This window comes from Flavobacterium hercynium (genome assembly GCF_002217285.1).
GTDB classification, from domain to species: domain Bacteria; phylum Bacteroidota; class Bacteroidia; order Flavobacteriales; family Flavobacteriaceae; genus Flavobacterium; species Flavobacterium hercynium.
Window position 1 is genome coordinate 44055 of record NZ_MUGW01000011.1, and the last position, 23406, is coordinate 67460.

The 23406-nt window shown below is 32.3% G+C and carries 20 protein-coding genes and 1 tRNA gene; 8 read left to right on the top strand and 13 right to left on the bottom strand.

Features of this window, described 5'->3' with window-relative positions; translation table 11 throughout:
- The first annotated feature begins 228 nt into the window (after nucleotides 1-228).
- On the top strand, nucleotides 229-300 hold the full coding sequence (locus B0A66_RS23275; protein ID WP_449404072.1) for a hypothetical protein: 72 nt from the start codon (nucleotides 229-231) through the stop codon (nucleotides 298-300).
- Nucleotides 301-2021: 1721 nt separating this feature from the next.
- On the opposite strand, the gene B0A66_RS05570 is transcribed toward B0A66_RS23275, so the two are convergent.
- From B0A66_RS05570 to B0A66_RS05600, 7 genes are all read right to left on the bottom strand, one after another.
- Nucleotides 2022-5348 (bottom strand): T9SS type A sorting domain-containing protein, encoded by a 3327-nt coding sequence (locus B0A66_RS05570; RefSeq protein WP_089048870.1) that lies wholly within the window; start codon nucleotides 5346-5348, stop codon nucleotides 2022-2024.
- A gap of 4 nt (nucleotides 5349-5352) precedes the next feature.
- Nucleotides 5353-7425, bottom strand: a complete 2073-nt coding sequence (locus B0A66_RS05575) for a fibronectin type III domain-containing protein (protein WP_089048871.1) — start codon at nucleotides 7423-7425, stop codon at nucleotides 5353-5355.
- 236 nt (nucleotides 7426-7661) lie between these two features.
- On the bottom strand, nucleotides 7662-8477 hold the full coding sequence (locus B0A66_RS05580) for a hypothetical protein (RefSeq protein WP_089048872.1): 816 nt from the start codon (nucleotides 8475-8477) through the stop codon (nucleotides 7662-7664).
- A 337-nt stretch (nucleotides 8478-8814) separates the two neighbouring features.
- Nucleotides 8815-9573, bottom strand: a complete 759-nt coding sequence (locus tag B0A66_RS05585; protein ID WP_089048873.1) for a hypothetical protein — start codon at nucleotides 9571-9573, stop codon at nucleotides 8815-8817.
- Between the two features lie 329 nt (nucleotides 9574-9902).
- Nucleotides 9903-10664 (bottom strand): hypothetical protein, encoded by a 762-nt coding sequence (locus B0A66_RS05590; RefSeq protein WP_089048874.1) that lies wholly within the window; start codon nucleotides 10662-10664, stop codon nucleotides 9903-9905.
- A 630-nt stretch (nucleotides 10665-11294) separates the two neighbouring features.
- Complete coding sequence (locus tag B0A66_RS05595; protein WP_089048875.1) at nucleotides 11295-12074, bottom strand: hypothetical protein; 780 nt, start codon at nucleotides 12072-12074, stop codon at nucleotides 11295-11297.
- Nucleotides 12075-12312: 238 nt separating this feature from the next.
- Nucleotides 12313-13044, bottom strand: a complete 732-nt coding sequence (locus B0A66_RS05600) for a DUF2490 domain-containing protein (protein ID WP_089048876.1) — start codon at nucleotides 13042-13044, stop codon at nucleotides 12313-12315.
- Between the two features lie 205 nt (nucleotides 13045-13249).
- Between B0A66_RS05600 and B0A66_RS05605 the strand changes: the two genes are divergently transcribed.
- The 5 genes from B0A66_RS05605 (at nucleotide 13250) to B0A66_RS05625 (ending at nucleotide 17132) form a co-directional block, all read left to right on the top strand.
- On the top strand, nucleotides 13250-13798 hold the full coding sequence (locus B0A66_RS05605) for a DUF4494 domain-containing protein (RefSeq protein ID WP_089048877.1): 549 nt from the start codon (nucleotides 13250-13252) through the stop codon (nucleotides 13796-13798).
- A gap of 164 nt (nucleotides 13799-13962) precedes the next feature.
- Nucleotides 13963-15489, top strand: a complete 1527-nt coding sequence (locus B0A66_RS05610; protein ID WP_089048878.1) for a glycosyltransferase family 39 protein — start codon at nucleotides 13963-13965, stop codon at nucleotides 15487-15489.
- Nucleotides 15486-16010, top strand: a complete 525-nt coding sequence (locus B0A66_RS05615) for a DUF4269 domain-containing protein (RefSeq protein ID WP_089048879.1) — start codon at nucleotides 15486-15488, stop codon at nucleotides 16008-16010. Before B0A66_RS05610 ends, B0A66_RS05615 begins: the two co-directional genes overlap by 4 nt.
- A gap of 130 nt (nucleotides 16011-16140) precedes the next feature.
- Nucleotides 16141-16213 (top strand) — tRNA-Met (locus B0A66_RS05620).
- A gap of 175 nt (nucleotides 16214-16388) precedes the next feature.
- On the top strand, nucleotides 16389-17132 hold the full coding sequence (locus B0A66_RS05625) for a hypothetical protein (protein ID WP_089048880.1): 744 nt from the start codon (nucleotides 16389-16391) through the stop codon (nucleotides 17130-17132).
- Nucleotides 17133-17244: 112 nt separating this feature from the next.
- Here the strand turns inward: B0A66_RS05625 and B0A66_RS05630 are convergent, their stop codons facing one another.
- Nucleotides 17245-18144: an alpha/beta hydrolase family protein gene (locus tag B0A66_RS05630; RefSeq protein ID WP_089048881.1), complete on the bottom strand. Its 900-nt coding sequence runs from the start codon at nucleotides 18142-18144 to the stop codon at nucleotides 17245-17247.
- 236 nt (nucleotides 18145-18380) lie between these two features.
- Here B0A66_RS05630 and B0A66_RS05635 point away from each other — a divergent pair, with 236 nt between their 5' ends.
- Nucleotides 18381-19079: a pseudouridine synthase gene (locus B0A66_RS05635; RefSeq protein WP_089048882.1), complete on the top strand. Its 699-nt coding sequence runs from the start codon at nucleotides 18381-18383 to the stop codon at nucleotides 19077-19079.
- 106 nt (nucleotides 19080-19185) lie between these two features.
- Here B0A66_RS05635 and B0A66_RS05640 read toward each other — a convergent pair whose 3' ends face one another.
- The 3 genes from B0A66_RS05640 to B0A66_RS05650 form a co-directional block, all read right to left on the bottom strand.
- Nucleotides 19186-19839: a hypothetical protein gene (locus B0A66_RS05640; RefSeq protein WP_089048883.1), complete on the bottom strand. Its 654-nt coding sequence runs from the start codon at nucleotides 19837-19839 to the stop codon at nucleotides 19186-19188.
- 203 nt (nucleotides 19840-20042) lie between these two features.
- The gene (locus B0A66_RS05645) at nucleotides 20043-20255 is read right to left on the bottom strand and encodes a hypothetical protein (protein ID WP_244283396.1); all 213 of its coding nucleotides are present in this window, start codon (nucleotides 20253-20255) and stop codon (nucleotides 20043-20045) included.
- Nucleotides 20256-20433: 178 nt separating this feature from the next.
- Nucleotides 20434-20976: a hypothetical protein gene (locus B0A66_RS05650; protein WP_089048884.1), complete on the bottom strand. Its 543-nt coding sequence runs from the start codon at nucleotides 20974-20976 to the stop codon at nucleotides 20434-20436.
- A 467-nt stretch (nucleotides 20977-21443) separates the two neighbouring features.
- On the opposite strand from B0A66_RS05650, the gene B0A66_RS05655 reads away from it, so the two are divergent.
- Complete coding sequence (locus B0A66_RS05655; RefSeq protein ID WP_089048885.1) at nucleotides 21444-21698, top strand: helix-turn-helix domain-containing protein; 255 nt, start codon at nucleotides 21444-21446, stop codon at nucleotides 21696-21698.
- A gap of 156 nt (nucleotides 21699-21854) precedes the next feature.
- Here B0A66_RS05655 and B0A66_RS05660 read toward each other — a convergent pair whose 3' ends face one another.
- Together B0A66_RS05660 and B0A66_RS05665 are read right to left on the bottom strand one after the other, a co-directional pair.
- Nucleotides 21855-22505 (bottom strand): hypothetical protein, encoded by a 651-nt coding sequence (locus B0A66_RS05660; RefSeq protein WP_089048886.1) that lies wholly within the window; start codon nucleotides 22503-22505, stop codon nucleotides 21855-21857.
- A 138-nt stretch (nucleotides 22506-22643) separates the two neighbouring features.
- Complete coding sequence (locus tag B0A66_RS05665) at nucleotides 22644-23243, bottom strand: REP-associated tyrosine transposase (protein WP_089048887.1); 600 nt, start codon at nucleotides 23241-23243, stop codon at nucleotides 22644-22646.
- Nucleotides 23244-23406: the final 163 nt, after the last annotated feature.

The following is a 23406-nucleotide window of genomic DNA, read 5'->3' on the forward strand; positions in this document are numbered from 1 at the left end:
GTTTTTTATCCGATGCATTGGCTTGCTTTGCATCTATTTTTTTTAGTTTAAACTCTCCTTTAATTATTGATCCCAAAATACAAATGTATCTTTCTTTATTATAGGGATTAAAAGAAAAACTAGAAGATCCTATTTTATCAATTTGAACTGTACTAACTTTCTTTGCTTCATCACATTTTTTACATTTTAATACTGTTTCCAAATCCAAAAAAGAAACCAATTCATCAAATGTTTTATTTGTCTGACTTATTGCTTCTATTAATTCTTTTTGGGCTTTTAGTTCTTCTTTTTTACTGCTAAACTCCGTTACTTTAGGAGCATTATTTTCTGTTGAAGCTGTAAAAGTATTACCTGCAACTTTAGTAATATCGTCTTTTATCGATTGCGGTAAATCACCTGAATTAAATAATAGATCAAATTTTTCTTTAGATTCTTTTTCGTATTCAATCCAAATATTTTCAAATTCTTCCTGATTTTTTATACCATCACTATTATCCGCTAATAATTGTTCTTGCTTACTAATTAAATCAGATACAGCTTTTAAAAGATCATCAAAAGGCTCTTTTATATTTGCAACATTATTCCAATCCGGGTTATAACTTGTTTCTACAATACCATTAATCAATTGATAGTCGGTATTGATGATAATATTATTGAACTCTACGGCAATTTTAGTATCTGCCAGATAAGGCACTACAACATAACCTAGTCCTGAGTAAGGGCTTTTTCCGCTGAGTTCCAGAATCGTTACCGGAAAATCACCGGCAGTAAAGGTTTCGCTCTGAATTAAATTGGTAAGTGGTGTCTGATTGCTGATTTTTAGCGCAGGACGAATCCCACAGTTGTAAGCCTGAACGGCATTACTCTTCTCCGGCATTCTAAATTCCTGAATGTTACTGTATACATAACTTGGGTCGATACCATATTGCTCTGCTTCACAGGTAGCCCCTACACGAAATTCATAACTTAATTCCGGTTCCAGATTCGTGAGCGTTACCTGATCGTTTTGCGTATAAACCGAAAACCATTCTGCTTTGGCTACTCCTTTTGTACGGTATTGTACGTGAAATTTTCGGTTTCCGGACTGGCTTTGCCAGGTAATTTTAGCACTTTTGGCGCTTTGTGCCTGACTGAGCAAAAAGTTTGGAGCGCTACAGTTGGTCGCGTATTTGAATGAAAAGATTTCACTATACCCATCATTTTTAAAGACCGCATTTTCAGATAAACCTGTGGTTGAAATCGCCTTTACACGCCATGCATAACGCATGCCCGGCGTAAGTATGGGCATGGATAAATTATAAAGCAAGGCAGTGCTGAAAACCGTTTCTTCATGCAATAAAGGTGCCATCATAAACCCAATTTGCGGGTCTATGGCAGGATCTATAATTTGTTTTAACTCAAACTTATACGATACATTCGTCGCATTGATTTGTCGTGGTGTCCAGTTAAAAAGAATATTGGGAAAATCTGTAGCAACGATCTGTTCGTTTTTTGCCGGAATATTTAATATCGGAGGATCATTAAGCTGCAAATACATCATTCCACAGCTCTTTTGCGATAATTTTTCGTTGGTTAGGAAATCATACATTTCAAAACAAAAATTATACATACCATCCGGCAATGGCGCTGCGTATTGTGCCGCTGTAATTCCCTGCAGGTTTTCTAATCTAAAAAGTGCCGCAATATCGGTATTGGTCAAGGTTTGCAATTCACCACCATTGATAAAAATGGGTCTTTGTCCTTGTATGTAATCGCTGCTTTGTATATTAAGACGATTTCCTTGAATGTATAATTTAAGACGTACCTGTTTTTGGGTTATAGCAAAATCTGTTGGGTTAATAAGCAACTGCATTTTGGTATCCATGCTGTTGGCATATTCCGAAATTTTAACAGAATACGGTACATTGAATATTGGAGTAAGATTTACGGGATAAAGTTGCGCGTAGGCCCCCCAACCCCCGAAGGGGGAGCACTGCATAAGTACTATAAATAAAACTATATTTTTATAAAAGTTTCTCATTTTAATAGATGATGATTTTTTTAACAAGCGTTTGCTGTCCTGTTTCTAAAACTAAAATGTAAATTCCTGATGCCAGTGTTGCATTAAAGTCTATTTCATATTCCTTTTTGCCTGATTCCTTTTTCTCCAATAAGGCGTTTTGTCCGTTTGAGGTAAACAATCTCAGGTTTACCGTACTGTTATTTTCCAGGTTTACTATTACTTTAAAGTTTCCGTCACTTGGATTGGGTGTTACTATAAAATCTTTTATAAAAGAACTTTCTGCTGCCCCGGCATTGGGCATGATACTTCTTTTTTCTATCATGACGCTTTTAGTGAAAATCGCATAACAATCGCCTTGTGTTTGTTGCAGCGAAACGGTATAGGTTCCTAAGTCTTTAAATTTTAAAGTAATAAAATTGTCTTTCTCCTCCACAATGGCAGCCCCTTCAGGCGTTATCCATTTGGTGCTTTCCCCACGCGGACTGCTTGTGTTTACTAAAATTATTTCTTCATCGAGATAGGCCTGAGTACTTAATAAAAACTCTGAACTGATAATGGTATCATTGGTCGCAACTTCAATTTCGTCCTCGCCTATACAACCCAAATCTGAGGTTACTTTTACGTGGTAGGTTCCGGCATTGGTTACACTTACTTTGGCTTTATCTGAAGTAAAACCGTTGGTTGAAGTCCACTCGTATCGCGGTGCATTGCCCGAAATAGAAGCGTCTAAATCTAAAACCTGTTGGTAACACAATGTTCTGTCGGGACCTAAATCGATTACTATCGGAGCAGGATCTGTTAATTCAAAATCCTGAATCAGGATACAGCCTTGCGCATCGGTTAGTGTTATGGTGTATTTTCCGGCTGTTAAATTCGAAAGGCTTTGTGTATTGGCTCCGGTACTCCAGCGGTATTCATACGGCTGAACACCACCAGTAGGTGCTAAAGTAATGGCTCCGTCGTTGCCCTGATAACAGGTTGGATTTTTGATGTTTTCGTTGACTGCTACACCGTTCGGCTGTTCGATCAGGATGCTTCCCTGTACGACACATCCTTTGGCATCTGTAATTTGCACAAAGTAATTTCCTGTATTTAAACCGGCTAAATCTGCTGTTGTTTTTCCATTAGACCATTGGTATTTGTACGGAGCTGTTCCGCCTGTCACATGTGTTTTTGCCCAGCCGTTATTGCCCTGACTGCAAAAAATATCTTCTTTGGTAAACGTTAATTCTAATTTATCAGGCTGTTGCATAAATTGAATGCTATCGCGCTCTACAGTTAAAATATTGTCGACATAATCGCCTAGTCGGATTCCGTTTTTATCTTCGACATTTACGGAATAATTACCGTGCGACAAATGTTCAATAGTGGCATCGTCATCATTAATAGCGGTCCAGGCTCCATTTTGCTGTTGTTTCTTCCAAAAGTATTTGTACGGCAATCCTCCATTAGAGAAACCTGTAAAAGGTACTCCACCGGTTACATTCACAGTTAGAATTCCATCCTGCGATTCGTCTCGTTGTCCGTCGACAGGTTCCATATCACTTTCATTCCCAAACTGATTGGTCACGTTGCAGGAAATTGTTTTTTGAATGCTCAAGGTCACTACAATAGGATCTGGTTGTATAACTACGATATTTACGGGTACTATGGTACAGCCTTCTTTATGCACTGCAGCCCCATGATTAGCATCCCAAACTGTTAATTTATAAGTATCTGCCGGAATACCCTGTAAGGTAATGGCATACAATCCTCCGCCAAATTGTGTTGTGGTTTTGGTGTTGCTGATTACTTCATCTTTACTATTTCTCCATTCATAAGAATAGGAATTACCTGCAATTGGTGTTCCCCCCGTTACCGAAGCGGTAATGCTTCCGTTTGTACCACCGTAAAAAGTTGGTTGCTGTGTAGAAGAGCTAAATAAAGAAACCGGAGCAGCAGGCTGCCCTATTTCAAGTGATAATTGCTTTTCATTGCCGGCACTTTTTGCAACACAACCCACAGTATCATTTGCATCTTTGATTCTTCTTACTTTTACGTAGCAAATTCCCATCGATAAACCTGTAATGGTATGTTCCGCTCCATTGGAAAAATTCTGCCATGTTGCCCCATTGTCTATGGTACATTGGTATAGACCTCCTCGGGTTGTACCTCCTGTTGCCGTTACTATTATGGCACCGTCCTGACCTCCTCCATAACAAAGAACATCATTCTTTTTTGCAATCGAAAAATCTACAGGTGTAGGAGACGTTATTTCGAAAGTCCTCTGGTGTTCCGGATCCTTAATGTAAAGGCTTTCCTCAACACCTGCTCTCGTGAAAAATCCAAATAATTTAAGATAGCTTATACCTTTTGGTAAATTACGAACCGTATATGAATTATCACGCTCTAACATTCCACTCGGAAAACGTCCGTTGTTGGTGATATTGGTAATATCATCCGTAAAAGTACCATCAAAATCCAAAGACAACTTTTCATTATCTTCTAAAGGCCTGCTAAAATTTATTTTTATACTACTACCGTCATTAGTATCAAAACATCTCGTTTCTGTTTCTTCAACAGATAGAATATGTGGTGCAGATAAGTTGTATAGTAATATAACCTTCGTTCCATGTTCACTTGCTCTTAAATAGATTTTTTTTCCAACCGCTTCATCCGGTAAAAAGTCTTTACATTTTATATTTAATGAATTCTTACCCTGATATCCGGCTGGAAGAGGGTGCCAATTCTCTACTATAATCGTTATATTTTTTATTACAATACGTGTATCATCTCCCTCAATATGATACATCCAGTCAAAATATTGCGGTGCTACACCTGTTATCTGAGGTATAACAAGAGAAGATTCTGTACCAATAATATCACTTACTGGATCAGTATTTACTAAATCAATTTTAGGAAAGCTATTTACTCTTAGAGTGCCGTGAACTAAATAAGCAAATATTCCGTCAGGATTCTTATCACTATTATAATCTTTATATGTAATATCCTGATTTATAACTATTGGTCTAATACTTTTAAGATCTTGCGTAACACTACAACCACCACTCCTAGTTCTTCTTCTAGTGTGTAAAGCTACATGTGTTGCTAAATTAGCATCTGTATAGTCTCTTGTAAAAAAATCACCTTTATCTTCCCAAAAATCATTATCATTTTTCAAAACACTTTCGGCTCCGATTCCACTTAAATATAGATATCCTAATCCTCCTCCTGTACAACCATCTGCTGTTGCATTACCCATAGCTACAGTTACTTCAGTACGATAAGTAGCTTTACCTACTATCTCTACCTGTGCAAAACCAAAATTGGTAACCAATAAAATTATCAATAAGTAAATCTTCTTCATAGGCTTAATATACAACGGTTAAAATTTCCTGTCTTGCAGGAGTACTACTCTGTAAATTGGGAATAAAATGATATTCGTATTCTGTGTTTATTTTAAGATTGCGATCTTCTAGGGTGCGGATATCTGCATTTAATTCCCTCCATAATGTGGGCAGATTTCCTTTACTGCTTTTATAAATACTTACTCCCAGAATCTTTTCTTTGTTTTTAGTATAGTCCCAGTTTAGTACTATTTTTTTCTTTTCGCGATCTACAATGCCTTCCAGAAAATTAATTGTTTTTACGGGTGTAAAATCCAATACCATAACCGTTATGGTCGACTGATCTAATGAGGACCAAAGATTGCTTTTGTCTATCGCCATAATTGCATACTGATACACTTTTCTGTTTTCTACTTTGTTATCTGTATATTCCTGAATGGTGTCGTTCATTTGTTTGATCTCTATCCAGTTGGGCAGTCCTTTTTCTCTTCGGAGTAATTTGTATCCAACCACATCTTCACTATAACTTCGAATCCATTTTAGGGTTACTTTACCGTCTACACTTTCATAGTCCTTAAAAATAGGAGCTGCGGGCGGAATTTTATCCGGTTTATCTAATATTAAGGCTTCGGAAGGTTCTGATATGTTGTAGCGCATGTCTTCGGCAGCAATTTTATAATATACTTTGCTATTGGTCATTTTCAGGCTCACACTGTCTTTATACTCTGTTCCGCTAAATGATTTGTGGTAAATATCGACAAACTCTTCAGTAGGATTATGGGCTCTTAAAATTCTGTACCCTCTTAAATCACGTTCGGTATTGGGTTTCCATTTTAAGCGAACAACACCAAGACTGTCAATCACACCTTCAAGCCCAATGGGTCTGGCAGGCGGAATAGAATCTACGGGCTGTACCAGCATACTCTGTGAGGTAAGACGCTGGTTGTTTTTACCTACAGCGGTAATGGTGAAATAATTGGAGGGGTAAAGCCCTTCTTTTTCATTGTACTTTAACTTTCGTTCTGTAGGTGCTATAAGTTTTGAAATAACTTTATAAGGTCCTTTATCGTCCGGAGCCAAATTGATTTCGTAACCCTGAATTACATTTTCTGACTCTTGCGGATAATCCCACATCAGATTTACTTCATTAGAATTTATAATATTATAATCTGTCAATCTTGCTCCAACAGAAAGTCCTGCCATTCCGGTAGCTGTAATAGGTTTTGTAAATTCTCCTTTTTCTCCAAAAGAGGTGATACCGTATAATCTGTAATGATATTGTTTGTCATTTACTTTTAGCGTATCTACATAATACATGGTTTTTGAGGGATTCCCCTCTTTATCGTTTAAATTGACCAAAGGTGTATTGGCAATAGGTGCAAAATTGGTTCCGTCAGCTGATTTCTCCACCATAAAAGAAGTATAAATTCTTTTGAAGGTTTCGTAATCCCAGGAAAGCATTACTTTTTTATCATCTGCAATTGCTATAAAATCCGTTGGTGCGGGTAAATCACTATAGTCTCGTAAGCCCACCATTGCGGACGCTTTTTTAACTTTAGGGCTTTCAAAAACACTGATTTGATACGCATACACTTCATTTGCTTTTACATTGGTATCGACATAACCCCATCCTGCTTTGATTGCAGCATCAAAATTCATATCGGCTGCGTACAAAGCAAATGTATAGCGCTGATCGAGTTCATCTGCCATATTTATGATTCTTGAAATATCCCCTTCTTTGGCTCCTGTAACTTCAAAACTATCTCCATAAATGGCTTGCGCGATAATGGCAGCATTACCGTCTTTTTGTACCAGATCTATCCATGAATCTAATACATCAGGTCGCAAAGGCGAAACTGTTAAAAGTGTTTTTTCCGGTTTTGGCAAAATCTTATCGTTACGCAGCACTGTAATTCTATTGATTACAAATCCCTTTTTATGCGCTTTTTTCCATTCACTAGGCGAATTAATTGCCCAGCGAAGCAGTATTCTGTTTTTCTGTGCTCGGGCATTGACCATAATCGTTGCCTCTTTTGTCTGAGAATAAGATAGAAAGGTAAAAAGGAAAAGAAATAAAAGGAGTTTAATTTTTGGCATTAAATGGTAATTATATCCGTGTTAAAAAAATGCAAAAATAGTACATAATTACTAATTCACAAGGAATTGGTTATTTACTAATAGATAATTAATGATGTATGTACTATTTGAAAACACAATGTAGATTTTTCTATATAAAAGAGTAAAATATCAAAGAAATTACTTGCTAATGCATTAAGTAAAAAGCTAACACACCTATTTATAAGTATGTTAGATTTTTATGTTATGCTGATAGTTTAATATACATATTGTTCCGTTATGGTTACAACTGAACTTAATCCCTGATAGGTTAGTATTCTTTCTGTTGGATATTTATTTGAATCGTATTTATAAACATATGCTATATTATTTGGCTTAGGGTTCGATCCTGACCCAGAAGTTGATTTGCTTTCAATTATATTATTAACACCTGTATTTTCATCACCCAGCAACAAATTGAAACCTGCAGCATTTTTAAACGGATTGTTATTAGTGTCAAATTTATTTATTGTTATTGATTCTAAGCCATTGATAAACTCTTCTTCTTTTACTAAATTACCATTTCTGTAGGTATACTTGCCAATAGTACCCGTTTCTTCTTCAATCCCTGTAGCGATAGTTACTTTAAATTTTGCATAAGCAGCTGTAGTGTCAGTATTATGTGTATATTTCTTTATATAATAAAAATCGCGGCCTGGCTGTTTTTGAATAGTCATCGACAACTTTCCGTTATTGTATGTATACTCATTAGTAGCGATCAATTTACCATTGTATATTGTTTCTGATTTAGTAATTAAATCCCCGGTATACGTGTACTTTAAGCTATTACCTTCTTCGTCCATAATACTTTTTAATTTATTGCCATCATATAGTACTATATTATTTAAAGTACCATATTGATCTGTAGAAATTATTTTTTGAACCAAAATTGGAGGAAGTACTATTGAATCTTCTTTTTTAACTATTGGATCGGTAATTACTTTATCACCAGGAGTAACAACTGAATCATTATCTTTTGAACAGGACACTAATGCCAACAAGGCAACACTTAAAACACATAAAGCTCTTTTCATTATATCATTTTTTTAAATTAGCCTACGAATTTAAGTACAAAAGAACAATGAAGTAAATTCAAAAAAATTTAATTATATCAGATTAAGACATATTTTTATTTTAACACAATAGAAGCATTTGTAAGGCTAATCAGTGAAAGTGGATAGCTTTTTAATTAGTACTTAAAAAACTACAAAAATAAAATTAAGACCTATATTAAACTATAGTTTATGTAAAATTCTTATTTTTTAATATTGTTTAAAAAAGTAAAAACACTTAAATTTTAAGCACAAAAAAGAGCCAATACTTACCTAATTTCAGGAAGCATTGGCTCTTTTTATTTATTCTAACTTCTTTTTAGTATACAAACTCTGTTGTTTCAACTATAACAGAAGTTCCTGCCTGAGTATTAGTTGTTATTTTTGTTGGATAATTCTTTGAATCATATTCAAAAATGTAAGCTTCACTACTTGGTGTACTGCTTCCTTTTGAATTAAAAGTACTTTTAACAACATTATTACTACTTGAAGATTCTTCTCCAATTAATAAACTAAATCCTGTAACATTTTTGAATGGTGTGTTCTTAGTATCATATTCATGAGTAATTACTGAATCTGAACCATAAAATGATTTTTCCTCTTTAACTAAATTACCATTTGCATACGTATATTTTCCAATAAAACCATATTCTTCTTCAACACCTGTAGCGATATTAACTCTAAAATCTTCATAAGCAATTGTTCCGTCTGCATTATGTGTATATTTAGTTTTATAGTTAAATTTGCTGTCTGATCCTTCCTTTTTAAGAATTTCTGATAATTTTCCGCTAGTGTAAATAAATTGAGTTGAATAATTTAACGAGCCATCTTCATAAAAAGATTCTCTTTTAGTAACCACATCTCCTGTATAAGTATACGTAGTAAACTCTCCATCAGAATCAGTAATCTTAGTTATTTTATTACCATTGTAACTTACATCACTAGTTGTTGTACCATCTTGATAAGTATAAATTACTTTTTTAACTAAAATTGAAGATTCTTTAGCTGAATCACTGTCACTTGAACAAGAACTTAGTACCAAAAACGCAGCACTTACTAAACATAAAATTTTTTTCATAATTTTCTTTTTAAATTTTGCTGCGAACTTAAGTAGAAAATTTAAAAAAAGAAAAAGCAAATAAAATTAATTATATCAGATTAGGACATATTTTAATTTTAACACAACAGAAGTATTTGTAAGGCTAATCAGTAAAAAACAAATCTTCTCTTATTAATAATATAAAAACTACAGAAACACAAATTAGTTAAAAACTAAACTATAATTTATATTGGTTTGTAATTTCTTCAATATGTAAAACAGCAGAATTTTTCTTTTCAATAAAAAAGAGCCAATACTTACCTAAATTTCAGGAAGTATTCGCTCTTTTTATATTTCTTTTTTATAACTTAATATGTAAACTTTGTCTGCTTGGTTTCAGAAAAAATATAATCACCCAATTGATATGTTATTACTTGTTCTATTGGATAATTATTTTTATCATACTTGTAAGTATATTTTTCTAAATATGTTTTAGCACCTTCTGTTGGTAGACGAGTTACTTTAATTACATTATTAGAACAAGTAGTTTCATCACCTACGATTAAATTAAATCCTATAATATTTTTAAAAGGACTATTTTTAGTATCATATTCGATTATACTTTCATTATATGAACCTGAAAAAAATCTTTCAACCTTTACCAAATTGCCATTTACATAAGTATATTTTTCACTACTATCATACGTTTCAATACCTGTTTCAGAATCAACATAGGACTGTTCAAGAGAAATTGTTCCATCTATATTATATATATACCTATTTACATGATAAAACTTACTGCCAACCTCTCTTTCGATTTTTTTAGACAACTTACCATTTTCATATGTTAATTCAGAACTAGAATTAAGTTTGCCATCTTTTTCAGCATAGTCTTCTCTTTTAGTAATAAAATCCCCAGTGTATGTATATTTAAAAACTAAACCATCTGAAAACGTAACAGTATTTATTTTATTACCATCGTAGGTAAATACACGTGTACGTTCTTTTCCATTCTCTTTGGAAACTATATTTTTAGCTAAAACTGTTTTCGCATTTGATGAATTATCATCATTAGAACAAGAACTTAAAAACAATAATAAAACACTTAGACAACATAATATTACTTTCATACTATTTTTTCAATTATTCTGCGAACTTAACTAGAAAAATCAATTAAAACTAAATATAAAAAAATAAGAAATAATTGTGCATTAATATCAAACAGCAATTTGCAAAGCTTGAAGTCAAAAAAATATCGAATTATATTTCAGACTTTTGTCATTTTCAATAAACAATAATCTTTATTCTCCAATACTACTTCTTCATCCTGATAAGCCTGAGTGCTTAATAATAATTCTGAGTTGATAATAGTATTGTTAACCGAAACCATGATATCATCTTGCGCAATACAACCTAAATATCAAGTGGCTTTTACATGATAGGTTCCTGCATTGGTCAGACTTACTTTTGTCTGATCTGAGGTAAAACCGTTAGTCAAAGTCCATTCATATCGTGGTGCAATACCCGGAATAGAAACGTCTAATTCTAAAACCTGTTCGCTATCTCCTCTAGCCCATCCTTTAAAAACAACTTTATACTGACCAATTGGAGCCTGTCCAAAACTAAAAAAAGAAAATAATAAAAAACTAAAATGTAATTTTTTTTCATAGGCCTACAGCTATATCATTACTAAAATATTCTGAAATTAAAAAAGAGCCAATACTTCCTTATTGCATTATGGAAGCATTGGCTCTTTTTATTTAGTATGAAAACTGTGTTATTTCAGTCGAAACAGAATTTTCAAAATAATAATTTATTACCATCTCTGTCGGGTAATTTTTTGTATTGTATTTATACTCATAAGTTGTAAGTCTTGGCTCACTATCTGCTTCTTTTAATACATACGATTTTTTAATAATATTATTAAAGTTTGAAGAGTCATCTCCTAGTAATAAATTAAATCCTTTTATATTTCTGTATGGAGTATTATTGCTATCATATTCCAATGTAGTAATAGCATCTACGCCATTAAATGTACTTTCAATCTTTACCAAATTGCTGCTTTTGTAAGTGTATTTTCCAGCAAAATCAGATGCTTGCTCTTCTCCGTTAGCTATTGTAACTCTAAATTCCTGATAAATAATTATTCCGCTTCCGTTATGTATATACTTAGTCTTGTAATAATATTCACTGTCTTCACCGTCTTTTCTAATCTTTTCTACCAACTTTCCTTTATCATAGACATAATCCGTTGTAGATTCCAATTTACCTGCCATATTATATGATTCTCTTTTAGTAATGTAATCTTCTGTATATGTGAATTTAGAAACTCGTCCGCTGGAACTGGTAGTACTGATAATTTTATTTCCCTCATACGAAATCAGACTGTTTGTCATTCTGCTTCCTATAGTATACGTTTCTCTTTTCACCAAAACCGGAGCGGGTTTAGAGGTATCCTCTCTTTTAGCTAAATTATCGTCTTTTGAACAAGAAGTTAGTGCTAAAAATGCAACACTTAATATGCATAAAATCCTTTTCATAGTATTTTTTTTAAAATTAGCCTGCTAACTTAATTACAAATAACATCAGAAAAGAGCCAAATAAATTTAATTGTAACAAAATAGGACATACTTTCATTAAAATACCCTACAGATACCTACAGAAGGGTTTTAATTCAATTAAATAAAAAAACTTAACACGTAAAATACCCTATAATAATTTTACGTACTAAGTCTTACAATCAAAAAATAAAAAGTTTTTGCAATATAGGCCTAATTTTTATAGTCTTATTGTGCCAGCCAAATGCACAATATTATTAGAAACATCAGATGCTGTCTTACCTACAGAATATTGATTCATGTAACCGGCTTCAAGATCAAATTTTGGGCTAAAACGCCATCCCAATGCTACATAGGCTCTATTTTGATCTACCACTTTTCCGTTGGTAACTTTATCACTTTTCATAGCATTGACAAATAACTCGTTTTGAAGTGCTACATAAGCTCCTGAAGTAAACTTTTCTTTTTGCAGAAACGGTATCATAGTTCTAATGTGATAACGGAATCTTAATGCAAATTCAAAACTGTCTTTCTTTAGTCTCTCACCATCGACTATACCTGTTGCTACAAAGCGCTCTTCCAGACGAAAACGGTGTGTTAGTGCTGTTTTACGATTCAAAAAGGATATTTTCTGGCTTAATACATATTGTTCCCAGGCCCTATGTTCCGGCAACCAACCCGATATCTCACTAACCGTTTTATAGTTTTCTGTAAATGCGTATCCAACCGTTATATTATCCATTTTATAATTTAACATTGGACGTATAAGATACAATGGTGTTCCCTTTAACCTATCTGTACCTCTGACCTGAGTATTCAATTGAACACTAAAATTATCATTAATCTTATATGATGTCGTCAAAGCTCCCCAACTTGTTACCTTTTGTTTGGTTTGGGCAAGCAGTATACTTACATTCAGTAATAAGAAAAATAAAAAATAATACTTTTTCATAAAAAATTTGTTTAAAAACTGTTTACAAAATTATATCCCAATTTTTCCACAATACCTTTGATTAATAACAGATTAAGACATAATTACAGGCTACAAAGCCCATAAATACAGAAAATTACTTTAAATTGTGAATATCTATTTTAATGATTTAATCATTTGTTTTTCTGTAAAATCTATCTTTGCCCTCTTTAAAAACATATAGAGAATGAGCGCAACTTGGTACGAATGCAAAGTAAAATATAGAAAGACGGATGAAACCGGGGGACAAAAAGTTTTGACTGAACCTTATTTGGTAGATGCCTTATCTTACACAGAAGCGGAAAGCAGAATTAATGAAGAAATGGCTGCCTACATAAGTGAAGAATTTAAAATCACAAATATAAAAGTAGCGAACTACGCTGAAATTCATCCTTTTGAAAATGCTGACAGATGGTTTAAATCAAAAATTTCTTTATTGGCTTATGATGAAGAAAGCGGAAAAGAAAGAAAATCAAACATGTATATGCTGGTACAAGCCAATGATGTTAGAGAAGCTTATGATAATACATTGCATGTAATGCAGAATACGATGGGAGAATATTCGATTCCTGCGATAGCAGAATCTCCTATTATGGATGTGTTTCCATACTTTAGTGGTGAAGAAGGTGAAACAGAACAGCTGGAAAGATTTAATGCATTGAAGGCTTCTAAACCGATACAACCCGAAGCTGAAATAGTAGATCACATGGAATTTGAACCAGCTACAGAAGAGTAATGTTTTATAACTATCACGCAATAATTTATTATCAAAAGCTCCAGATCTATCTGGAGCTTTTTTAGTTTTTGATGTTTCGATCAGTATACCGTAATTCTACTTTCAAAATAAATCCTATATTAGCTTTACTAATACCATTTTACCAATCAAAACCAACAATCTGCATGACAAAAAAAACTATAATTCTAATCGGTTTTATTATTTTCAAATTTGTTTTGCAATATGTTTTGGTAAGTCCGGAATATGATTTACAACGCGATGAATACCTGCACCTTGATCAGGGACATCATTTAGCCTGGGGCTATCTATCAGTTCCGCCTGTTACTTCGTGGATTTCTTATCTGATTATTTTACTTGGTAATTCCACTTTTTGGGTAAGGTTCTTTCCTGCTCTCTTTGGTGCTCTTACTCTTTTTATTGTTTGGAAAACTATCGAAATATTAAAAGGAAATTTGTATGCTTCAATTTTAGGTGCTACATGTATTCTGTTTTCTTCTTTGTTGCGTATCAATATGTTGTATCAGCCTAACTCATTAGACGTACTTTGCTGGACTGCATTTTATTATAGTATCATTCAATACATTACTACTGAAAAATCAAAATGGCTTTTTGTAGCTGCTATAGTCTTTGCATTTGGATTTCTAAATAAATACAATATTCTTTTTCTGCTTATTGGTCTTTTACCGGCTCTACTATTGTCTCCACAAAGGAAAATATTATCCCATAAAGAAATCTATTTCGCATTGGTTTTAGGACTCGTTTTAATTGCTCCTAACCTAATATGGCAATACACTAATGGATTTCCGGTTATTCATCACATGAAGGAATTGTCGGAAACTCAATTAATCAATGTAAATCGTCTGGGATTTTTAAAGGAACAAATTTTATTCTTTATTGGTGCTTTCTTTGTTATAGTTGCTGCACTTTATGCATTGGTGTTTTATAAACCTTTTAAAAACAACCTATTTTTCTTTTACTCGTTTCTTTTTACGCTGGGAGTCTTTATATATTTTAAAGCCAAAGCTTATTATGCAATTGGTCTGTATCCAATCTATATTGCTTTTGGTGCCGTGTTTCTTGGTCAACTATTACAATCCGGATGGAAACGTTATTTAAAACCTGTCCTCATTTTACTTCCGTTATTATTTTTTCTTCCAATGTATGATATAGACTTTCCAAATAAAAGCCCTGAGGATATTGTAAAAATATCGGCACATTATAAAGAGTTCGGTAAGCATCGATGGGAAGACGGAAAAGATCATGAACTACCACAGGACTTTGCTGATATGCTGGGCTGGAAAGAACTTGCCCGAAAAACAGATTCAGTATACGCCTTACTGCCTAATCCCGACAAAACAATTGTTCTTTGTGACAATTACGGACAAGCGGGAGCGATAAACTATTATACAAAAAGAGGAATTAAAGCCGTTTCTTTTAATGCCGATTATGTGAATTGGTTTAATCTTGATATCGTGTACAAAAACCTCATCCGCGTTAAAAATCACGAAGAAAACAGTACTGAATTTCAAGAAACGAGTCCTTATTTTGAGTCTTCTAAAATTGCTGGTGAAATAACGAATCGATTTGCAAGAGAATATAAAACGACCATTTTTGTTTTTACTAACGCAAAAATCAATATCAATCAACGCTTGGAAGACGAAATTAAAGAGAATAAAAATTATAGTAAATGATTGATTTCACTTCTATCAATTACCTGAAAAATGGAACTAAAAGGCAAATTGAAGCTTTTGAGACTTTAACGCATCATCGTATTTTAGATATTCTTGAAGTTTATGATCCAATATTAGTCGGCACAATTCCGATTGACATTGCGATTGAAAATAGTGATCTGGATATTATTTGTTATTTTAAAAATGAAGCTGATTTTACTGTAAAACTAATTTCTACTTTTGGAAACGAAATTGATTTTACTTGGCGTAAAGTATTAATTGATCAGCACGAATCTGTTGTAGCTACTTTTAAGAAAGGTAATTTTGAAATTGAAATATTCGGACAAAACATCCCTACAAAAGATCAGAACGGATATAAACACATGCTTATTGAATATGAAATTTTACAGTTTGAAGGTGATAATTTTAGATTAAAAATTATCAATCTCAAGCAAAAAGGCTATAAAACCGAACCTGCTTTTGCTCTTTTATTAGATCTAAAGGGCGATCCATACAAAGCATTATTAGAATACAAACGATAAAACAAGAAAAAACAAGAACTGTAAATAATTTAAAATCAATAAATTATCAATCAAAAAGCAGGTTTTTAAAAATAATTCACATATTTCTTTGTATAACTGTATTTACTACGTATCTTTGCACCCGAAACATCGCGGGATAGAGCAGTAGGCAGCTCGTCGGGCTCATAACCCGAAGGTCACAGGTTCGAGTCCTGTTCCCGCTACTAAAACAAAGCTTCAGAGAGATCTGAAGCTTTTTTTGTTTTAATCATCTTTAAACCAACTCGTTGCATTCACGAGCGGACGCTCTCGCCAGCAGTCGATAATTAGTTTTTACTTTATACGATTAATTTAGTTATTTTGTATCTAGAATACTGCTCAAATCATTAAAAAACAAACATGTCAATAAATATCACAGGTATAATTATAGATGCAATTCCAAATGATACAAACCAAAATTTTGATGAAAATTTAGAATACGATTGTAAAATTTCAAAAATAAAAAGTTTGTCCCCAAAATCTGTTTCTATTTCATTTGTCAATGAATGTACGCTAATCTTACTCGATAAAATATTCATAGAAAATGTTGATGAAGAAGACAAATTAACAGATTTGGAAAATGACATCGTTCAATTATTTCCTAATAATGATTTTTGGATTTTTGTGATGAATGATACAATTGATTTTTTTGGATATAGCCTAATAAAAAAAGGAATTAAAACAAGAACAAAATTTTTAGGACAAGGAAAAATATTATTAGACTTTGGTGACTTAATCCCAATTGAAAATAAAATTTATGAAGATTATTATGAAATAATATTAGGTGACAAGGAGTCGGAAAATAGCTTCAATAAGACTAATTCAAACTTGAGTGAAATACAGAAAAAGAAAGCTCTCCTTATGCTTAAAGATAGATTGCTTGAAAAAATTAATAGCGAAAATGAATATCCTTATTTAAGTGGTAAAATCGAATCTTTATATATTGAAAATATTTTAAATATTGCAACAAAAAAAGAAGTTTTAGATTTATTGGATTTGAATTTTGCGATTTTTAATAAAGCTAAATTTAATTTCAAAAATGAGTCTCTTAAAAATTATATACTTATTGCACAAAGTAGATTATTAAAACAAAACCTTCAATAAAGATAAAAATGTAATTCTTTTTATTCTTATTGTTATCATATTTGGGGGAGTCCCTTCGAGTCCTGTTCCCGATACTAGAATAAGTAAAAGCCTGAGAAATTTAGGCAGTGCCTTATTTAGATACTTTAAGCTTGTTAATTTTCAAAGCTTTCTGTTTTATCCATTGAATGGAAATAGCAACTGGTTCAGTAATACTTTCAGAAGTAGTATTATGCCCTAATGTTGAAAATAAGGTATATTCGAAAGGTTTGCCTTGAACTTTAAATGTATTCAATTGCTCAATACACAATTTTACGGGAATTTGGATATCTTTTTCACCAAAAAGCCAAAGACCTGGAATTGATAGTGCACTCAAAGATTCTTTTGGGTCAGTAGCAATAAATTGATACCTGTCAGGATCATTTTTGACATGCTCAAGAACATCTGATTCTGTATGATTTTCCCAAAAATTATTATTTCCATTAGTATAAAACTGAAATCGAAGTTGTTCCAGAGTTGTAATTGTAGGGCAACTAAACAAAACCATAAATTCTATTTGTGGATTTTTACTTGCAGCAATTGGGATGATCCATCCTGCCTGACTAAAGCCAACTAATCCAATGGGTGTTTTTTTATCTTTCAAATAGGTTCTAAATGTATTTACTGCTGCACTCGCATCCTCAGATAATAAATTAAGATTAGTCGTGTCAATATTATTCGTTCCAACAGATGGTCCTACATAGACACCTCCAGATTCTCCAACTCCACGTTTATCATATGTGAACACAGCTATACCTTCTTTGGCAAGACGTTTAGCAAACTCCATTTCTCTTTTTACAGGATCAGATCCGTGAACAATTACGACTGCTGCAACTGCTTTTTTAGGTGTTAAAATTGAGCCAGCAAGAGTGATGCCCTGACTTTCAAACTTTACATCTTGAATGGTAAAATCGGTGGATTGAGAAAATACTATTTCTGGTAACGCTATTAATGATAACCAAAGAAGTACGTTAGAAACGAAGTTAGTATTCATTTTGATATAGTGTAAAAATTTGTTTTGAAATGATCCTCTCAACATTGCCTACAATTTGTATACACCTATGAAATCATCATATTTTATTTAAACCAAATATAGAGATAATACTTATAACTCATTAAAGGAATTTTAATGGAAAATGATCAAAAGTTGGGAATTAAGCGAAAAGAACAGTTTAGAAATAAATAAGTGATAAAAGCGCTTTTAATCAAAATCTCTTCTACTTTTGCCGAATGTTAGAAATTCTTTACCAAGATGAATATATTGTAGCAATTAATAAACCAAGTGGATTGCTGGTTCACAAATCCTTTTATGCGCGCGATGCCAAAGTGTATGCTATTCAGGAATTGAGAAATCAATTAGGAGGACAACACGTTTATCCTATTCATCGGCTAGACCGCAAAACCTCCGGTATCTTATTATTTGCGCTGGACAAAGAGGTTTTAAAAATTATGAATGATCGTTTTGCCACACGCGAAGTCGAAAAAAAATATTTAGCAATTTTACGTGGCTGGTCACCCGAAGAACTTACGATTGATTATGATTTAATCAATGATGATGACATTAAACAAAATGCAATAACCTACTTTCATCGTTTACAAAATTCCGAAATTGAGTTAGAATTTAACAATCGACCAACTTCACGATATTGTTTGGTAGAAGCTATTCCAGAAACGGGACGAATGCATCAATTACGAAAACATTTCAAACACATTTTTCATCCTATTTTAGGAAGTCGTCCACATGGTTGTAACAAGCAAAATAAATTATGGTTGGAGAATTATGACCTTACCGGAATGATGCTTCACGCGCATCAGTTAATTTTTAATCATCCAATAAATAATGAACCATTAACCTTGAATGCAAAGATTAATGAAGAGTTTAGCAGAGTTGGTACTATTCTTAATCTGGATTTAAGTAAGTATAAATAGTAAAAATAGGGAGCTATTTAAAAACTTCTCTCTACAAAAAAAAGCTTCAAATTTCTCTGAAGCTTTTATCGTTTTAAATTATTCTGATTCAAATTGTGTTCAAAAATTATTTAGATTCAAGTCTGATCAATCTTTCTTTCATTTCAACATTCTCTTTTTTCATTTCGATCATGTACAGTGTTAATTCTTCAATTTTCTCTAAAAGTTTAGCATTCATTTGACCTAGATAAATTCCATTTTTTAATACTTCTTCTTCACTTGGAATATTTTCTAAATGCCCTTTTTCATTGATGTGTTTTTCTACTTCCTCAAGTGTGGGCAAATTATATTCTTTTTTGAAGACATAATCAGGCCAAACTGACGCTGTAACTTTTACTTCTGTTGAATGGATAGTACCATTGACAGCTAGTTTTGTATTTGGATTTGGTACACCAATACCAACATTACCAGCATAGAAAACAAGTGACTTGTAATCAATGTTATTATAACGCTGAATAATTTCTTGATTAATTCCCTGATTACTCCAAATAGTTTGCAGCTTTAATTCATAACTTGGATTACCTGTAGACCATTTTTGAGCATTATTAGAAACTCCCTGAGTAAAGATTGGAGTAGCAACTTCTAAAGAGGCTGATGGTGATGCATTGCCAATACCTACATTATTAGTAACAAGAGACAGACCATCTATTTTTCCATAAATTTGAGCATTTGCAAATGTTGTAAAGAGTATGGTGGCTAATAAAGTAAATTTGATCTTCATAATGTTTTTAGTTTAATTTCTTTACAAATAACTATAAAACAAAATGATTCCGCAAGACTTCCAAAAAAATTACGAATAAAAAGCTGACTAATTTCTATTAATAGTTTTTATCATTTTTAATTCTTCTTCACTATTTGTACTGTAACGGGTTCTCACTCTTTCTGTAAATACATTATCGGCGTAATAATCTAGAAAGACTCACACTATCTCCTAAAAATGTCCCTAAACTGATAGAGCAATCTTTCTATTAATCGCAAATCTTCTGTAATGATTTCGGCATTTCCGGACATCTCCTGTTGAAACGGGATTATTTTATGGTATGACGTTTCTAATTTTTTGGGTAGCGTAACATCAATCCACAGGTTGCCCTCTTTGTCCGGTGTCAGAGATATATTCTTTATTTTACCACTTAGCATTCCGTATTGATGATTTGGAAAATTACTTAATTAAATGTTTACTTTCTGATAGACTTCTATCTTTCCTGAATTGTAGGCATGCGCTTTTAGTTTGACTACTATTGAGATTGTTTTTTAGAGAGGTAATAAAAACCAAATCCCTTTTCAAAAGATTTGATTTATCATAAAAATCGAAAGACTATTCATTAATTTCAATTTTTTCAACTTGACTTTCGAGTAATAGCTGACTTGCGTCGAGCATTTTGATTACATGAATATATGGTGTAAGCAAATCCGAATCGAATTCTACAATAGTGGGACGCAAAGCCAGATGAATTACTTCACAGAGGAAGAATTCAAAATCGGCTAAAGAATGTTCTGCAAAGGCATTATGAAACACTATAAAAGGATTTTCGTATTCTTCTATTGTTAAGGAGGCTTGGGAGAGAATTGACCTTCTTTCAGCAGCTATTTCGGTAACCCTCCATTTTTTGTTTTTGTGTTGCAGAGCCGAGCAAGCTCTCAGAAAAGAACGAAGGGCGGTATAGGTAAAAAACACATCTCCAGGACATTCCTTTTTATAGACTTCGTCTTTACTTCTGTAAATAACTATTTCATTTAAAGTTTGTTTGTAGAAAGCCAGACTTTCAGAACCTAAAAAGGTATCAATAACTTCAAACGGATTTTCTAATTCCTGATGTGCCCAGAAAGTAGTTTCAAAAGATATTTTATTTTTTTTCATACGGATGTGATTTAAAGCACTATCCTATCTTTATAAAATGAAAAAATATTCATAATATTGGATAAGTTAATTTAACGTTAGTTTGATTAGTTACGGCTCTCTATACTCGTTTGGCGACAGGGTAGAGAGCCATTTTTTATGTATTAAGTAAACGGCTTAATGAGCATAAAAGGGGATAAAATTTTTATTTCACAGATATAATTTTTAAAGATTCAGCTTCTTCATGCAAAGCTTAAAACAAAGGATGTCACTAAGAATGATAAATGAGCCCACACTATAAAACGTCATAATCTTACTTATCATTTCGTTGTAAAAATCATTTTTCAAGAGCGAAACTCAAAGCGACCTCTTCAAATACTTTATACGAAGAATCGCAATTTATTTATTCAAATCAAATATAATACTTTTTCTAAAAAAGCAATCTACAGATTGCCTTTTTTATTCCTTTTAAAAACGATTTTTATAATATGGAAGAAAATGGCTTTAAAAAAGAGAGAATACAATTAGGAAAAAGTATAATGCATCTGAGAAATCAGTGTATTAATAAAGAGACTGGCAAGCCAATCTCACAAGAAGAATTAGGATTAAGAACTGGACTTGCAAAAAATCACATAGGAAAAATTGAAAGAGGTCAAACTAATCCTAAAATCGAAACATTATTTGCTATTGCCAGAGAATTAAATGTCAATATTCAATCGCTATTTAATTTTGAAGAATTGTAAAAGATTCACCTGTTTCGTAGAGTGTTCTATAAATTACATTATCACGCTGCGCAAATTTCTCCAACACATCTGGTACATTACCCAAAATAAAAAAAAGCGCAAAGTCAAAAGACATTTGCGCAGCTTTTAATAAGGAACTCTTCGGAGAGCGAGGGACTATTGCTTATCTAATATTAAATTAACTTTATTAGAAATTATTCCTTTGTCATAAAGTTCATAACCCATTTTTTTTAAAGTGTCAAGCGTTTTGAAACTTAAAAATTTATTTGCTAATTCTTTTTCCTTTTGGTTGTAATTTATTGCAATTTTAAGTTGCTCTTGATCATTAAAATTCTCTAAATCCCACTTACAATATTTAGAAATCTTTATATGTAAATTTATTGGAATTTTAATTTCTATGTTTTTACCTGATTTTAATAAAATTAAATCATCAATAGTAATATTAATTTTCTTTTGTTTCCATAACTCATCAAGTTGTTCTACCTCTTTATCCATTATCTGTTCATCGAAACAATTTTCAGTTTTCCATCTAAGATCTTTTTCATCATTACTAATAATAAAAGGAATATAAAAAAATGAGAGTTCTTCATTAGACATAATAAAAAACCATTTTTGATCTTTGAAAGATTTTATTATTGGCAAATAATAATTTACATTAGTGTTATTGCTTATTTGTAAAGTAATTAAGGTATTTTCTGTAATAGACTTATCCATTATTGTAAATGCAATCTTTTTATTCTGCTCTCTTTTCAAAGCACAAGAATTTAAAAGTAACAAAACAAAAAGAGTTAGTGTGATAGTTTTCATATTCACTTTTATCTAGTTAAATTTAAATAATGATTATACATTCCCCCCGCTCCCCGAAGTGTTATGACGCTGCGCAAATGTCTCCGACTTTGCGCCTTTCAGCATAATAAAAAAAACGTTTAATTTTTATAAAATTTTTTAAATATTACTATTTCGCAAAACTGACTTCAAATCTAAAACATCAATAATTGGATTATCAGCTTTTTCAATTTTTAACAATCCTGAATCATTAACATAATTACTAGCACTAGAATAAATATATTCTGATGCCTTTTCAACATATCCTGATCTTACTGGATTTAAATGCATATAATCTAGTTTAGACCACATAAATTTATTACTGTATATTTCTTCAGCATGATTCCCGTACTGCCAAAACTGATAAATTTTATTTCTAGTATGTTTTTCTGCTGCCAATTTAAAACGTTCCAGCATCCATTCTCTTCTACTTTCAGGACTATTTTGTATTTTCTCTAAAATGCATTTTGCCGTAAATTTTTTGAAATCTCGTATTAGATCTGATAGCTTTCCTTCTTCAGACTGTACTATCATGTGAATGTGATTACTCATAATCACATAACCATACAAAATCATTCCTTTGTTTTTAATACAATACTCTAAACATTCAATTATTATATCTCTGTAATTTTGACGTGTAAAAATATCTATCCAGTCTACAACTGTTGGCGTTATAAAATGTGGCAGTTTTTGATCTCTTATCACATATCCTTCTTTCATTATCTTTTTTCTCTTAAAAATATAAAATTTAACGTATTTACATTAAAAAAATGAACGGAAAAAGTCAGAGACTTTTATAAAATTTATAAGTAATAAAAAAACAAAAAAATTGCGCAAAGTCAGAGACATTTGCGCAGCTTTTCATAAGGAACTCTTCGGAGAG